We start from the raw sequence: 14,431 nt of genomic DNA, 5'->3' as shown, positions 1-14,431 counted from the left end.
TTTTAAAATTAGTCCATGTTAAAAATTAACTTCCGAATTAAAAATAGAATTCTTGTATTTGTATTAATTTTACTTACGGCCTGTAGTCCTAAATTTTCCAGTACCAACAAGTATTCTAATTCGGCTGCAGCTAATATATCACCAATAGTAAATACTATACTGGGAAGGGATACCATTAATATTGGTACTACAGGTGATTTTATGCCGTTTTCCTATAAAATAGACTCTAGTAACAACTATTTGGGAATAGATATAGCCATGGCCAAAGATTTAGCCAAGCACCTTGGAGTAAACCTTAAATTTATAGAAACCACCTGGCCTACATTAATGACAGATTTAATGGAGGGAAAGTTTGATGTTGGTATGAGTGGCATCACCATTACCCGTGCTAGAGAAAAACAAGCATTATTTAGCATTCCGGTGTATTCTAGCGGGAAGGTTGCTATAACTAGGGATGAAAATGTTTCTTTATACAATAGTATAGAAAGCATTAACAGAAAAGAGGTTAAGGTTATTTTTAATCCTGGTGGTACCAATGAATCTTTCGCCAGGGAAAATTTTCCAAAGGCCACACTGATATTGAATGAAGACAACATAACCATTTTTCAAAAACTGATAGACAAACAAGCAGATGTAATGGTTACGGATGCTATAGAAACCAGAATACAAGAACAAATACATAAAGAACTAGAAGCTGTTAACCTTAATAAACCCTTTAATTCTTTTGACTTTGGCTATCTGATCCAAAAAGACTCCGTTTTTAAAAGGCTTATTGATGAATGGCTTTTAGTAAAAAAGCAGGATAGTATAGTGGAAAAACTATTACAGCAGGAAATTGCCAAATTGGAATAATTTTTTGTGCAAGGCTATAAACGCTATTTGCTATCTTTCTTGATTTGGATAGCTGCCAACCCAATAATACGGCATAAAAATAGAAGGTCTTGCAGACCTTTTGTTTTTTGAGCGGGTTGGGGCGATAGCCTAGTTATTACTATAACGTACTTGCGCCTACTTGCCAAGGTTTTTTGCACTGGAGGGATATGTAACTTGAGCCTTGGTTACGTCCGAAAAACAAAGATAAGGTAGTGAAAGGGCCAATCAAAAACAGTAGACCTGCAATGAATAAATCGAGCAATTTTGCTAGATTCATGGACTCCTTTTCAAAATAATAAAACTTCGTTAATGAACTCTTTTTTAACTGCCCGCAAGTTGGCGTATAGGAGATTGCTATTTATACAAAAAAAAATAAAAAGCTAAGTATACATGTTTTCAGGGAATTAGCCTTTTACAACAACAATGTGGCATTTTTCTTACAATATAAACATGACTGATACGTTTTTTTCTTCAAGTAAATTTTGATAAAAATATAAACCAAACCAATCAAATCTATTTTATGAAAAAACATTTTAAAATTATTGCGAGTTGTGTATTGTTGTCGTCTATAGCATTGACCTCATGTAGTATAGATGATGGCGTAGATGGAGCTATGGGTCTTCAAGGCATTCAAGGAGAGCAGGGTATTCAAGGAGAGCAGGGACCTAAGGGAGACAATGGAGAAACTGGGGATACCGGAGCCGATGGCCAAAATGGAATTGACGGGGAAGATGGTCTGAACGGAACGGACGGCGTAGATGGAATCGATGGTGTTGATGGAATCGATGGCCAAGATGGTGCCGATGGTCAAGATGGTGTTGATGGTCAAGATGGTGCCGATGGTCAAGATGGTGCCGATGGTCAAGATGGTGCTGATGGTTTGGATGCAACAGTAGTTGCCAGTTCTTGGATCACCCTAACGGAAAGCGATTTCACAATTTCTTCAAAGACAGCGGGGTATGGGGATATGTATGACGTTAATTACAACACTTCCTTGTTAACGCAAGCGGCTTTGGATCAGGATGTTATTTTGGTATATCTTAAATTAAGTTCGGGCCAAATTGTTCAAATGCCCTATGTATATCATGCAGACGAGATGATGGCAGTTGCATATACCGCTATGCTATCATTGAATAGTCTAGGAATCAATGTAACGCCTTCCTATCGTCTAGAATATACCCATTTAACAGATCCGTTGGAAATCAAGGTTAGGTTTGTAATAATTCCGGCTACAACCTTGTCACCTACGGCTAAAGGCATCCAGAAGGATTTTAAGAAAATGAGTTATGAAGAAGTGATTTCTTATTTCGATTTACAATAGGAAAAGTTTATCGAAAAAAAAAGACGTTCTTTCCAACCGTGGGGAGAACGTCTTTTTATTTGTTTAATTTTCATATTGGTTTAAGGTTACTAAAGCCAACTGAGCGTTTTAAAGTCATAGAATTACATAGCCTTCTCCATCTTGGCACGTATTTCCTCTAAACACAAATTACCCAAACTACCCTCATGGGTGTGCTTAATGTCCCGTTTTGGTAAAAAAGCACCTTCGTTTAATTCCTTCCCCAATTTTTATAGGCATCCCGAAAGGGAATACCGCTTAGGACAAGTTCGTTTAGCGTGTCCACACTAAATAGGTAATCGTATTTTGGATCCTCCAAAATATCTGTTTTCACCCGAATTTCCCTTAGACCAAAGGTCGGTAGCTCCAACAATTCTTTGAGATATCGAATAGTGGGGGCGAAGACTTCCTTGACTAACTTTAAATCGCGGTAATAACCACTGGGTAGATGAGGATAGATTCCAATTTCCCGGTACCGGGAGCCCGGGTAAGCGCGTTCAAGTATTTTTTTGGCAGTAGTATAGACCAAGGATTTTTATTATATTGGCTATTGTTGTGGATTTATGCTGTTTATGGTTGAGGCTGGGTTTAATAAAGGTTTCAGCCACTGGTTCTGCGACGTATTTATGCTAAATTTAAATCGTAACAAAGCAAGGTGCTTTTATAAGTTTAAAAAATTCATGAATAAACTCATTCTTCTACCGGCATTATGTATTTTCTTTAGTTTTTGGTCTTCAGCCCAGGTGGTTGCTGGGGATGCCATCCAATACCCGCCCTGCATAGAGGAGGAAATACCGCACTACAATGCCTACAAGGTGAGTAATCCGCCACAGATCGATGGCCGTTTGGATGATTTGGTCTGGCAGACTGCACCAACGTCACCCAGATTTCGGGATCTGATTTCCGGTTCTAAAGCCATCCATGATACAAGGGCCGCAGTATTGTGGGATGATGAATATTTATATATCGCCTATTGGATAGAAGAACCTAATGTTCAGGCTACCTTGACGGAACGCGATGCCTTAATTTATAATGATAATGATGTAGAGCTTTTCATTGCAGGAAAAGATGCGTATTACGAATTTGAGATCAATTCTTTTGGAACCATCTATGAGGTGTTCTTTATATGGGAAGATTCGGATTCCTATAAAAACGGAGTCTATGATTCCATCCCTGAATTTAGTAGCGACCAACCAGGCAGGAAACCCTTTTCGGGAGTAGGTTATCAACCACATCCGCGAGGAAGCCGGATAGGGTATTGGAATTGGGACTTCCCGGAATTGAGAAGTGCTGTTCATATTGATGGGACAATCAATGATGATAGTGATCGGGACCGTGGCTGGACAGTAGAATTGGCAATTCCGTGGTCTGGCATGTCGGCATTGACTTTAGCTGATAACAGGAGTTTGCCACCCAAGGATGAGGATATCTGGCGAATGGACTTCTCACGGTTTAATCAGTATAAGGAAGCTGCCCCCGCAGAAGACAGCGGGGGATGGGTATGGAGTCCACATGGGGTTTGGGATTCCCATGTTCTTGAATGCTTTACTTACATCCACTTTTCACAGAAGGATGTCAGTCTTTTTAAAAGAGAAACTGATAAGTAATTTATATGAAAACTCCGAAAAACTAGAAGAGTTACAGTAATTTTGTATTTCATATACTTTACATAAATTCAGAAACTTGTTAGAGAAAAGACAACAATTACCCCAAGAACAATTTATAGATGCAGATTATTTCATTTATTGTTTAGAAGGGGTTGATGAAATAGAAACGGACAAGGTTACCGAAGCCCAAGAAAACTTGGAACAATTGGCCATGAAATATGGAATAGCAAGTATATATAAAACATGCGACACCATTGAAGGACTAGAAGATAGCCTAAATGCACTGATCTTGGATGATCATCATTTTAAAGACTATGAAATAATCTACTTGGTTATACCAGGTGAGGCAAATAGTATTTGTTTAAATGACTACTACTATAGCTTACAGGAATTTGCCGAAATTTTTGAAGGAAGGTTAAAAGGAAAAATTTTACATTTTTCAAATGCAAAAATTCTAGATTTAGACGAAGAGGAAGCACAATATTTTTTAGATATCACTGGCGCAAAAGGTGTTTCTGGCTATGGAAATGAATTTAATGGAATAAGCAGCTCAATTCTTGACATAGCATTCTTTAACTTGTTTAAGGAAGATGATAATATGTTGGATGTTGTAGAAGAATTGCATCAAAGACATTACAATGTCTGCAAATTACTTGATTTTAGATTGTATTATTAGTGAAACTCAATTCTGAGAAGTCAGTAAGACACACTGAAAATTGAAAGTTGAACTAATCCCGCTTTTTTCGGCGGGATCTAGGTTCAATACCTCGACACTTAGGTCGATTCCTATTATTGGGTTCAGGGCTTGCCCTGAGGATTAATACCTTTTATTAAATCCATATAGCGACTGATATTTAAAAAGAATCTAAAAGTTTTACTTTCCCGCAAGCTACATTCCAGTAAAACGGCTTGTACATACGCGATAAAAATTGCTTACCCTGTGGGTGATCATTTTTTTCGGTGTGCTGATGCGGCTGGCCTGGTGGGTAAAATTTTCTTTTACATAATACCAGATATGGTTCTAAAGAAACCATATCTGGTATTATGCAAAATAGCGGAGCTATACGAAAATTATGCATTTTGGGCAATTTACCAAAACGTCATTAAATGTTCTATAATTTACATTATGTAAAATAGAACTTTTATGGAAGTCCACTCTATCTTGTTCTATAACCTCAATTTTGTGCGAGATGGTGCGCTGGCCACAAATGCAATAAACATTATTTAAGTCGGCCCCTGTTCAAAGGAGACCTTTTAAAATCATTCAAGAATAATTCTAAAATATAATAATTGTATATCTACAGGCAACACTATACCAAAAAAAAAGCTCCGGATATTTTTATCCGGAGCTTTTCTTCCTAATTTTCTGATGCTGTTTTGGTCTTTAGGTGATTGTAGTTGTTTAAACAGTCACAGGAAAATTATAGGAATCTTTTAATACCTCAACATATTGCTGTATTCTTCAACTGACTTTTGTATTTCTAGATAGGAACGAATTTGAGCCATTGTTTTTTCAAAGAGTTCAATCTTTAAATCCTTTTCCCTCTTTAAGGCCTTGATCAATTCTGCATTCGTATTTTTCAGGCTACTTAAAGTTTGTCGGAGGGTTTCAGATTTAATAAACAACGTGTACGTGTTAGGTTCACATACATAAGAGGTCAATTTTCTTTCCAATTGGCACAAATCATTATTGGTACGCTCCAATTTTAGAATACATCCACTGTTGGAAGGCCTGCTAATTAAATTTCTACTAATTTTTGGGGTTGTTTCCATAGTGTAAGCTTTGTTTTTAGGGTTAACGGATTTTTTCTTGGTACACTCTTATATAATTTGATTTTTTTGATTTGAAAATAAAAGATACAACAAAATTCTGATTTTCATGTAAGTAAAACCCTCATTAACATTAGTTTAAACTAAAATTAACACAGGCCTATCCTCGACGAACCGAATAATTTCTCCGACAAACGGGTCAATTTCTCTGAAATCCTTGCTTTTCATTGGTCTCCTACCCTTATTCAAAGTGGTTGCTCCACCTCCACTCCCCTCCTGCCCCTGATCTTTAATTTAACACTAATCCCAATCCTCGTGCTGTAACCTGAGCTGAGCCGAAGGGTTATAGGTAAACATGACACCAATAAACTACCTATTTTCGATTTCGTCTAAATAAAATTGTCGGGGCTATCCTAATTCCCTTTTAGCAACCAATTTTCTATTAACGTGAGTTCGACTTGTATTTAATTGTTAATGAGTTATTTATGATAATTTTGTCCGGTCGAGCCTGCCTACCGCACAGGCAGGCGCATCCCGATGGTTATCGGGAGAGACCTCAATTTAAAGATATAACTGTCAAAAAAACCTCTCGACTCCGCTCGAGGGAACAGTAGCATTTTTTTTAATTTACACGAAATCAATGTCTTGCAATTATTTTTATGTCGAACTCACCTTCTATTATCAATGGAAAAGCTACCCATTTTGATCAAAAAAGAACCCCCGATGAATTTCATCGAGGGTTCAAAATATGATTATACTTTTTGTAACTACCAGCTAATCTCTTCAGATTCTCCATTGGGATAGGTAACAGTACCTGTCTGATCACAAGTGCCGGTACCGAAGTCCAAGGAAGCCGTCATATCGTTCACCTCCAACTGCATAACTCCAGAGGTAATAAAGGCGCATCCCAAGTTGGCGGATAATGGTTCTGTCACTGTAAATTCGTAAGTAATACCATCTACCGTAATGTCCCAATCACCTGTACAAGTAACATCGGCTCCTTCAGCATTGATCTGGTCAAAATGCCAGCTAAGTACTTTATTTCCTTTCCAGATAACAATGTCTCCATTGTCATCCTCAAAAGTGGCATCGGTAACTATCGTAAAGGTTGGACTATTGGAATCGGAAAAATCGAAAGCAAAAGTCTTGGTACCGTTCAGTAAATAGTCGTTGTAGGTGAAGTCGGTAAAAGACACTTCAAAACTACCCTTGGTACCATCTGTACTACCATTGTTTCCTGTCAATACGATAGTTCCACTTATGGTCTTTCCTTGAATGACACACTGATTGTATGCTACCGTAATACTATTTTCAGTAAATGCAAGCGTGGCACACTCAGTATTGGTCTTGTTGCTTTTTCCTGCTTTGTCGTTGATAAGTAGTTCTGAAACTAACTCGTCCAGTCCGTCCGAAACGGAATTGACCTGCATTTGGGATTTCACTTGTTCTGGAGTCATACTTTCATCATTTAAGCCGTTCATAGCATCATTGCTACAAGAAGCGATCAAAATAAATCCGAAAATCAAAACTAAATAATTAAATGTTTTCATTGTTTGAGGGGTTTAAAACATATTTAACTCGGCTAAAATAAGCCCTTATATAATATTATGTTAACAAAAACGTAAATTTTCGACTTACAGTATGTATTATTAAGAAATATCTTACCAGTTTTTTGGTTTTAGGGCATTTTTAGGCTTGTTTTTTGGATCTGGCTCATTAAAAAACTACTTGAATTGCAGCATGTTAGGCGGATATTAATCCAGTTGAAAGCTAAAATTGTTATAATCATCCTTCTGATAGGCCATTTTTTGTGTAGTCGGCGATATCGCGAAATAAGGTGAAAATGTTGTGGTAATCACGGTCTTTCCATCAGGTAAAAATTCCATAATCCTTAGCCAACCATCACCTCCATTACCATTCCAACCACCTCCCATGGCCTGGGCATTAAAAGTAATCTGGTTCACCTTTTTTCCGGCAGCGTTCCTATCCACCTTAAATGCGGTATGTGCCTTAAAATTATCAGGAGATCCAATATGGCCAGAAAAGACCATTTGTATGTTTTTGGATGGGGCCACCAGTTTTTCCCATATGGCCTTGCCATAGTTGGCATCCTCTATGGGATAGTTTTCATTTTCCTTATGCTCGTTTTGGGCATTTAGATAGGAATGGGTAAGCATTACCACAGTGTGATCTTTATAAAGCTCCTTGGAAATCTCATTGTTGGCCCATTGTAAAATAGTGTCCCTCGGCGCGAATTCCAAGTTCAGAAACAAAAATTTTCTTTGTTGGGGAGAAATCAGTTCATAGGTGGCATTTTCCACAGAAGGTAGGCCGTCTATGTTCTTACCGGCAGCCCGTAAGGCCTTGGCATTCAATATGTTTCTATGTACAGGAAAATACTGGCTATAATTGGATCTTCGGGTTTCCACATTTTTATAGCCAAAATCGTGGTTACCTGCCGCCAGGATATAAGGTACTTTCCCATCCAGACGCTCAAAGGCATGGGAAACGGCCCTCCATTGGTTCCTACTGGGCATATTTCCATTGATTTTGTCGGGGACCAAAAGTTCGTTCTGCTCTACCAAATCGCCAGTACACAGTACCATTTTTATATTTAGGGCATCTATATTTTCACTGATCCAGGCCGTCATGGTTTCCAAGGTACCATGGTTTCTTTCGAACTTCATGTAGGTCTGTGTATCGGGAACCAAAATAATGGACCAAGAATCCGGATTGGACAATTTGGGCGCAGTATAGGCTTCTTGTGCCCTTGATACTGTTGCAAATGTAAAAAGGGAGATAACGAAAAGGCAATGGCGGTATTTAAGTTTCATTTTGGTAGTCTTTTAAGGTTGTAGTGGATAAATTTAACCTTTTTAAGCCAAGACCAAAAAAGTCAATTGCTCTTATTTTTGATTTATTTCTTGGGATTTTAAGACCGTGAAAATTGTTATGGGACTCCAATTATGATTATTTTCGTCCCTTACAAAAGTTTTACCGATACCCATGCCCGATTTCCAGAACGAATTAGTTCCCAATTTAAAAAAGTATTTTGGTTTTGACCGCTTTAGACAACAACAAGAGGCCATTATCACTTCGATTTTAAATAAGGAGGATTGTTTGGTGATCATGCCTACCGGTGGAGGTAAATCCATTTGTTTCCAATTGCCTGCACTTTTGTTCAAGGGCACTACCCTAGTAATTTCGCCATTGATTGCCTTGATGAAAGATCAGGTAGATGGGCTTATTGCCAACGGTATCCCCGCAGCTTTTTTTAATAGTAGTCAGTCCGCAGAGGAACAGCGGGCCATATTGGACAGCACCCATAAAGGGGAATTAAAGTTGCTTTATGTGGCACCGGAAAGCCTGCAGGGCTTATCCCCTATTTTAAAAGAAGAGTTTGTTAGTTGTGTTGCTGTGGACGAGGCCCATTGTATTTCCTCCTGGGGGCACGATTTTAGGCCCTCTTACCAACAATTGGGATTTTTAAAGGCGTCCCTGCCCCATACGCCCATTATTGCTTTAACGGCAACGGCGGATAAGGCTACCCGACAAGATATCTTGGAGCAATTGCAGATTCCCAAGGCTAAGCAATTTTTGGCTTCCTTCGATAGAAAAAATATTTCATTGGAAGTAAGGGCCGCTCATGACCGGGTGTCCCAAATACTTCAATTTATAGAACAAAGGCCCAATGAATCGGGTATTATTTATTGTTTAAGTCGAAAATCCACCGAAACCCTAGTAGAAAAGATCCGCAATAACGGTATCAAGGCAGCAGCCTACCACGCTGGATTGGATTTTGATAGTCGAAACAAGGTACAGGAGGATTTTATTTTTGATAAGACCCAGATTGTGTGCGCCACCATTGCCTTTGGGATGGGAATAGACAAATCCAACGTACGCTGGGTGATACATTACAATATGCCCAAAAATATTGAGGGCTATTATCAGGAAATAGGTCGCTCCGGAAGGGACGGACTAGCGGCTCATGCCCTTTTGTTCCATAGTTATGCCGATGTAATCCAGTTGCAAAGATTTGCCTCTGGTGCCACCAATGAGGAGGTACAACTGGCCAAGTTGGAGCGGATGAAGCAGTTTTCGGAGGCATCCAGCTGTAGAAGAAAGATTTTGTTGAGTTATTTTGGGGAGTATTTGCAGGCCGATTGTGGCAATTGCGACGTTTGTCAAAATCCACCACAGTTTTTTGATGGTACGGTAATAGCGCAAAAGATTTTATCTACCATAGCTAGACTGAAAGAGACAGAGGCTACGGGCACAGTAATAGATGTGTTGAGGGGCGCGCAAAATGCCAACATTTTGGATAAAAATTATCAGGAAATAAAGACCTATGGTATCGGCAAGGATATTTCTTGGAACCATTGGCAGCATTATACCATACAGCTTATAAACCAAGGGCTCTGTGAGATTGCCTTCCATAAAAATAACATCTTACGATTGACCGATTTGGCCAAGGCGGTATTGTTCAATAACACCAAGGTACAATTGAGTCAACCCTTGTCCAAAGAAGAACTAATGGCGGTCCGTAAGGACAGTAAGTCCAAACCGGTTAATGAAAATTCCCTGTTTGAAAAACTTCGGCAATTGCGGTTTAAAATTTCCTTGGAGGAGAATATTCCTGCCTACCTGGTTTTTAACGATGCAACCCTTAAGGAAATGGAGTCCAAAAAGCCGGTGACCAGTGAAGCCTTCAAAGAGATTAACGGAGTTGGCCAGCGTAAATTGGAGGTTTATGGGGAGATGTTCATCAATGAAATCAAAACCTTTGTAGAAGAAAAAACCAAGAAGAAGAAAATAAAGACCAGAAAATCGGATACCGCTTTGGAAACCTATGAGCTGTTTACAACGGGAATAACCGTTGAAGAAATGGCGGAGATCAGGGGATTAAAGCCCAATACCATTTTGGCACATTTGGAAAAGTTGTACCATGACGGGAAGGACATTGACATATACCGACTAATATCTAAGGATGATGTAGTCAAAGTAGCCAAGGCCAAGAAAGAACTTCAAGACCCGGAAGGCCTAAAACCCTACTTTGAGCATTTTGAAGAAAAAGTTGAATATTCTACCATCCGATTGGCGCTAAGTGTTATTGAAAAAGAGGGGGTGTTATAAGAAATTATAAGGTTTAATGTTCAATGTTTAAAGTTTAGAGTTTGTCCATGGTCTAAACGTTAAACAGTAATCAGTAATCAGTTGGTAGTGAACAGTTTGAAGCTCGTCATTTCGAGGCCTTTTCGATACAATTTTGCTCTACTTCGTTATGCAAAATCACCTACCTGCCGGTAGGCAGGCTCGAAGTGATGTGCCAGTAGGCCTTTTGTATCGAGAACTCTAGTTGGGATTGAAAGCCCCTAATCAGAACGACACAAAAAAGCTCCTTCCCCTCAGAAGACTAAAGGGTAGGAGCTAAAAAAGTGGGTGCAATCTCAATTAAAAACTAACAGTAACCTTCCCCCTGGCTAAAAATGGTGTTCCAGGAGTAAAATGAATTTCTTCTACAGCCTCCGCTTCATTGAACAATCTACTGGTAGTGGCAAATTGGGTCTCGTTCCATTCAGTATCGAAAAGATTGTCTACAATGAGGCCAAAACTCCAATTCTTCCAGGAATAATTCAGATTGAAATCGGTTACAAAATATCCTTCGGCAATAATGGAATTATCTTCATTGGCCGGTCTATCCTTGATAAAGCGATAATTAACCCCTCCCGAGAAGTTCTTAAGTCCCTTAAAGGTAAGTCCGCCAGAGGAGGTCAGGTCGGGCGCCAAGGGAATATAATCCTCCCCACTGGGGTCGTCCGCGCTTCTAGCATAGGTGTAATTAACATCGCCATAGGCGTACAACCAATCCGTTAGCTGGTACCTCGCTCCTAGGTCTACCCCAAAACGTTTGGTTTTACCACTGGGTTCCACAATACCTGCATCTCCCACATATACAAACTCTTGCTCCAAAAATAAATGCCACAGGGCCATATTTAATACCAATCGGTTTTTTGGTTTGTATATGGTTCCTATATCAGCTCCGAAGGCCAATGGCAATGTTCTTTCCCCATTATTGGCTGTAACTACCCTGGTGTCATTGGAATGAAACCCTATTCCGGTTTTTGCATACAACTGAAGGTCCTTGGACGCTTGGTAAATGGCATTTAACTTGGGACTGACAACCAATTTGTTTTGACTCTTTTGGTCATAGGCCGTCGTCAATAAATTTTCATAATCAAATTTTAAATAGTCCAGACGAACACCGGGATTAATGTTCCACCTATTGATTTTGTAATTTATATTGAAGAACCCATGGGCGTTCAATTCATCTATGTTGCCCAACGTTAGTTGCTCCAAGGTGGTCTTTCTGTTCATGGTATGGGAAAGCTCTACCTCGTTAATGTCGTCGTATCTAAACCCTAAACCCGTATTGAATCTGAACTGTGAATTATTTTCTAAATGTATTGTTCTATCATAACTGGTCTCTCCCCCAATCAGGGTTCTATTTTCCTTTTGCTTTATTTGATCTCCATTAATGGGGTCTTCAAGGAAAAATGTAAAATTGGAATACAGCTCAAAATCATATTTGGAAATAAAGAACTTGGATTTAAACCGGCTATGCTGGTCCAATTGTTTGTCATGATTCAATAATAGATTGGTACGGCTGGTATTGCCCCCTTCGGTATCGTCTATGGCGCCAAACCTGCCAATGTTTCCATTATCAACGGCCCGTTGGGGAATTTGTCCCGAAGCATCCCATTTGCTCTGAAAATGGGAGGCGGTCAAATTTACTTCGTTGCCGGCATCGTCCTTATGGTTGTAACGCCCCATAATGTTTATTCTATTAAAATTCTGGGGAGATTCAAAAACGCCATCGGAAATTAAATATTCTGAAGCGATATAGGCATTATCATCATCGCTTTCCAATAGTTTTAGCATCCCCAAGCCCCTTAAGGTATTGTATTTTCCTACCTCCATGCTAACCACATTTTTATCCAATTTCTTTTTAGTGGTCAGGTCTACATAGCCGGCCGTATTAAAATTACCTTTATCGGCATAGTAAGGACCCTTTCCAAAATCTATTTTATCCATGGTTTCCGGAATTATGAAATGCATATCGGCATATCCTTGGCCGTGGGCATGGGATACCATGTTTACTGGTAAGCCATCCACATTTATAGCGACATCCGTTCCGTGATCTATATCAAAACCTCTAAGGAATATTTGTTCGGCCTTGCCTCCACCGGCATGCTGCCCAATGATGAGGCCAGGTACCTTCCTAAGAATTTCTTGGGAAGATTTAACGGGATCGGATTTAACGTCCACGTTTACAAAACTGCTCATGGCATTTATATTGGATACCAGTACCACCTGATCCAGGGAAACCGCAGCCTCTTCCAAGACAATTTCTAGCGTTGTATCCAACTGATTTTCGGTTATTAGCAGTTCTTTGTTCTTAAATCCAAGACTGTAAAAATAGATGCGATCATTTATGCTAACGTTTGCCAGGCTGAAGGCTCCGGAATTATTACTGTAGGTATAATGGCCAGTATTCTTATTGTACACCCCTACTCCACTAAGAGGCGTGTAGTCCTGGTTGGTTATTGTTCCACTTATGGTATGCGCATTTAAGGTGCCTGAGAGTAAAAGAATCAATAGGCCAAAGGTGTTTTTAATCATAGTATTAATTTTTATTCCGAATAGCTTGGTGCTATCCTTGATATATATATTTTGGGCATACCTATCCATGTAAAGCCACTGGCTTTGAACTGGAAGAAGTTGAATGCCTTTTCTTTAAAGTATCCTGGGATTGGACAATAATAATGGAAAAGCGAACCAAATAGATCCAGAATTGGATATTGGATTCCTTTCAAAAATTATTATGTTCCAAAAATTAACAAAGGGGTTTTGGAGGGGGTACTATTGAAAATTGAATTCCTCTGGAAGTGTTTTCCTGTGTATTGGAAAAATAGGATTTTTCAAATATCGTGATAGCTTGGTAAGTTCTGTAATTGGTAACCACTAGATGTTTGTCCAAATCGGATTGTACCTTAAACTTGTCATTGTCTTGATGGGTAGGGCTTGAATCACTGAATGCCATACTCATAAAATCTATAACCTCATGCTTATGAGGTTCCGAATTGGGTGAATGAGGGTGACTGTGAAAGCCTATTTCGTTTGACGCTATATGATCATGGGATTCTACTGAATAGGTTGATGCCATAGCCTGGGCTTTATCCTGCCCGTCATGGTCGTTATAATCATGGGTGTGGGAGGCAATGGAATGATGCCCTATTCCTTTATCAAGTGAATGGGATAAAAGATGCATGAGTTCCGTTAACTCCTGCTGCAAAGGGGCCACTAGATAGCAGATGCCAATAATGACAGCTACACTTCTAAACAACCACGGCCTAAAGCCTTTTACATTTTTCTGGGTCACGGATACCTTTTTAATACTCTACCTACGGAAAATTTATGTGATGGGTTTGATTTTCGCGGAAAAATATAAAATCGCAGGGATTTAACTGCTAAAATAGAGTGAAACATTCTATTGATTCTTCAAAGTAATTATCCAGAAGTGAGTATTGAGAAGTGGGAATATAGATTTAAATAAGGGTTGAATATTGAAAATAGGAAGTCATTTCCAACAGCGTGAGAAACCAAAGGTTATGCGTAGCTATAACTTTGGTTCACGAATACCCCTAAAACAGTTATATCATGAGCTAAATCACACTAGTAGCTCCTGCCTGTATATTTATGCACACAAGCCGCTTTTTCCTAGTATGTGCGACTTCTCTCCCGATAGCTATCGGGACGCCTGAAAAAGGCTTATGTCGAAGTG

General features: G+C 39.2%; 11 protein-coding genes. 5 read left to right on the top strand and 6 right to left on the bottom strand.

Annotated features, from left to right (window positions below):
* Positions 1–15 precede the first annotated feature (15 nt).
* Both LV92_RS09860 and LV92_RS22065 read left to right on the top strand, forming a co-directional pair.
* Positions 16–852: a transporter substrate-binding domain-containing protein gene (locus LV92_RS09860; RefSeq protein WP_111623463.1), complete on the top strand. Its 837-nt coding sequence runs from the start codon at positions 16–18 to the stop codon at positions 850–852.
* A gap of 541 nt (positions 853–1,393) precedes the next feature.
* Entirely contained in the window at positions 1,394–2,194 is an 801-nt protein-coding gene (locus LV92_RS22065; protein ID WP_111623462.1) for a collagen-like domain-containing protein, read from the top strand.
* Between the two features lie 229 nt (positions 2,195–2,423).
* Here the strand turns inward: LV92_RS22065 and LV92_RS09850 are convergent, their stop codons facing one another.
* Complete coding sequence (locus LV92_RS09850) at positions 2,424–2,741, bottom strand: hypothetical protein (RefSeq protein ID WP_317046763.1); 318 nt, start codon at positions 2,739–2,741, stop codon at positions 2,424–2,426.
* 151 nt (positions 2,742–2,892) lie between these two features.
* On the opposite strand from LV92_RS09850, the gene LV92_RS09845 reads away from it, so the two are divergent.
* Together LV92_RS09845 and LV92_RS09840 are read left to right on the top strand one after the other, a co-directional pair.
* On the top strand, positions 2,893–3,819 hold the full coding sequence (locus tag LV92_RS09845) for a carbohydrate-binding family 9-like protein (protein ID WP_111623627.1): 927 nt from the start codon (positions 2,893–2,895) through the stop codon (positions 3,817–3,819).
* Between the two features lie 76 nt (positions 3,820–3,895).
* Complete coding sequence (locus LV92_RS09840; protein WP_111623461.1) at positions 3,896–4,495, top strand: DUF6642 family protein; 600 nt, start codon at positions 3,896–3,898, stop codon at positions 4,493–4,495.
* Between the two features lie 758 nt (positions 4,496–5,253).
* On the opposite strand, the gene LV92_RS09835 is transcribed toward LV92_RS09840, so the two are convergent.
* The 3 genes from LV92_RS09835 to LV92_RS09825 all read right to left on the bottom strand — a co-directional run bounded on the left by LV92_RS09835 (position 5,254) and on the right by LV92_RS09825 (position 8,423).
* Positions 5,254–5,592 (bottom strand): hypothetical protein, encoded by a 339-nt coding sequence (locus LV92_RS09835; RefSeq protein ID WP_111623460.1) that lies wholly within the window; start codon positions 5,590–5,592, stop codon positions 5,254–5,256.
* A 764-nt stretch (positions 5,593–6,356) separates the two neighbouring features.
* Positions 6,357–7,139, bottom strand: coding sequence for a hypothetical protein (locus LV92_RS09830; protein ID WP_111623459.1), 783 nt, complete (start codon positions 7,137–7,139; stop codon positions 6,357–6,359).
* Between the two features lie 204 nt (positions 7,140–7,343).
* A complete protein-coding gene (locus tag LV92_RS09825; protein ID WP_111623458.1) occupies positions 7,344–8,423 on the bottom strand; it encodes a metallophosphoesterase in 1,080 nt (359 codons plus the stop codon).
* Positions 8,424–8,595: 172 nt separating this feature from the next.
* Between LV92_RS09825 and recQ the strand changes: the two genes are divergently transcribed.
* Complete coding sequence (recQ, locus tag LV92_RS09820; RefSeq protein WP_111623457.1) at positions 8,596–10,722, top strand: DNA helicase RecQ; 2,127 nt, start codon at positions 8,596–8,598, stop codon at positions 10,720–10,722.
* A gap of 318 nt (positions 10,723–11,040) precedes the next feature.
* Here recQ and LV92_RS09815 read toward each other — a convergent pair whose 3' ends face one another.
* Both LV92_RS09815 and LV92_RS09810 read right to left on the bottom strand, forming a co-directional pair.
* Complete coding sequence (locus tag LV92_RS09815) at positions 11,041–13,269, bottom strand: TonB-dependent receptor (protein ID WP_111623626.1); 2,229 nt, start codon at positions 13,267–13,269, stop codon at positions 11,041–11,043.
* Positions 13,270–13,483: 214 nt separating this feature from the next.
* Positions 13,484–14,029, bottom strand: coding sequence for a hypothetical protein (locus tag LV92_RS09810; protein ID WP_111623456.1), 546 nt, complete (start codon positions 14,027–14,029; stop codon positions 13,484–13,486).
* Positions 14,030–14,431 lie beyond the last annotated feature (402 nt).

This window comes from Arenibacter echinorum (assembly GCF_003259375.1).
In the GTDB taxonomy this organism is placed as follows: Bacteria; Bacteroidota; Bacteroidia; order Flavobacteriales; family Flavobacteriaceae; genus Arenibacter; species Arenibacter echinorum.
This window is presented reverse-complemented; position numbering and strand designations above follow the sequence as displayed.

What these genes read in the sequence shown, in the direction of transcription:
- recQ (WP_111623457.1), top strand. Translation starts at nt 8,596, where the DNA reads ATGCCCGATTTCCAGAACGAATTAGTTCCCAATTTAAAAAAGTATTTT.
- LV92_RS09830 (WP_111623459.1), bottom strand. Translation starts at nt 7,139, where the DNA reads ATGAAAACATTTAATTATTTAGTTTTGATTTTCGGATTTATTTTGATC.
- LV92_RS09860 (WP_111623463.1), top strand. Translation starts at nt 16, where the DNA reads ATGTTAAAAATTAACTTCCGAATTAAAAATAGAATTCTTGTATTTGTA.
- LV92_RS09825 (WP_111623458.1), bottom strand. Translation starts at nt 8,423, where the DNA reads ATGAAACTTAAATACCGCCATTGCCTTTTCGTTATCTCCCTTTTTACA.
- LV92_RS09815 (WP_111623626.1), bottom strand. Translation starts at nt 13,269, where the DNA reads ATGATTAAAAACACCTTTGGCCTATTGATTCTTTTACTCTCAGGCACC.
- LV92_RS09845 (WP_111623627.1), top strand. Translation starts at nt 2,893, where the DNA reads ATGAATAAACTCATTCTTCTACCGGCATTATGTATTTTCTTTAGTTTT.
- LV92_RS09835 (WP_111623460.1), bottom strand. Translation starts at nt 5,592, where the DNA reads ATGGAAACAACCCCAAAAATTAGTAGAAATTTAATTAGCAGGCCTTCC.
- LV92_RS22065 (WP_111623462.1), top strand. Translation starts at nt 1,394, where the DNA reads ATGAAAAAACATTTTAAAATTATTGCGAGTTGTGTATTGTTGTCGTCT.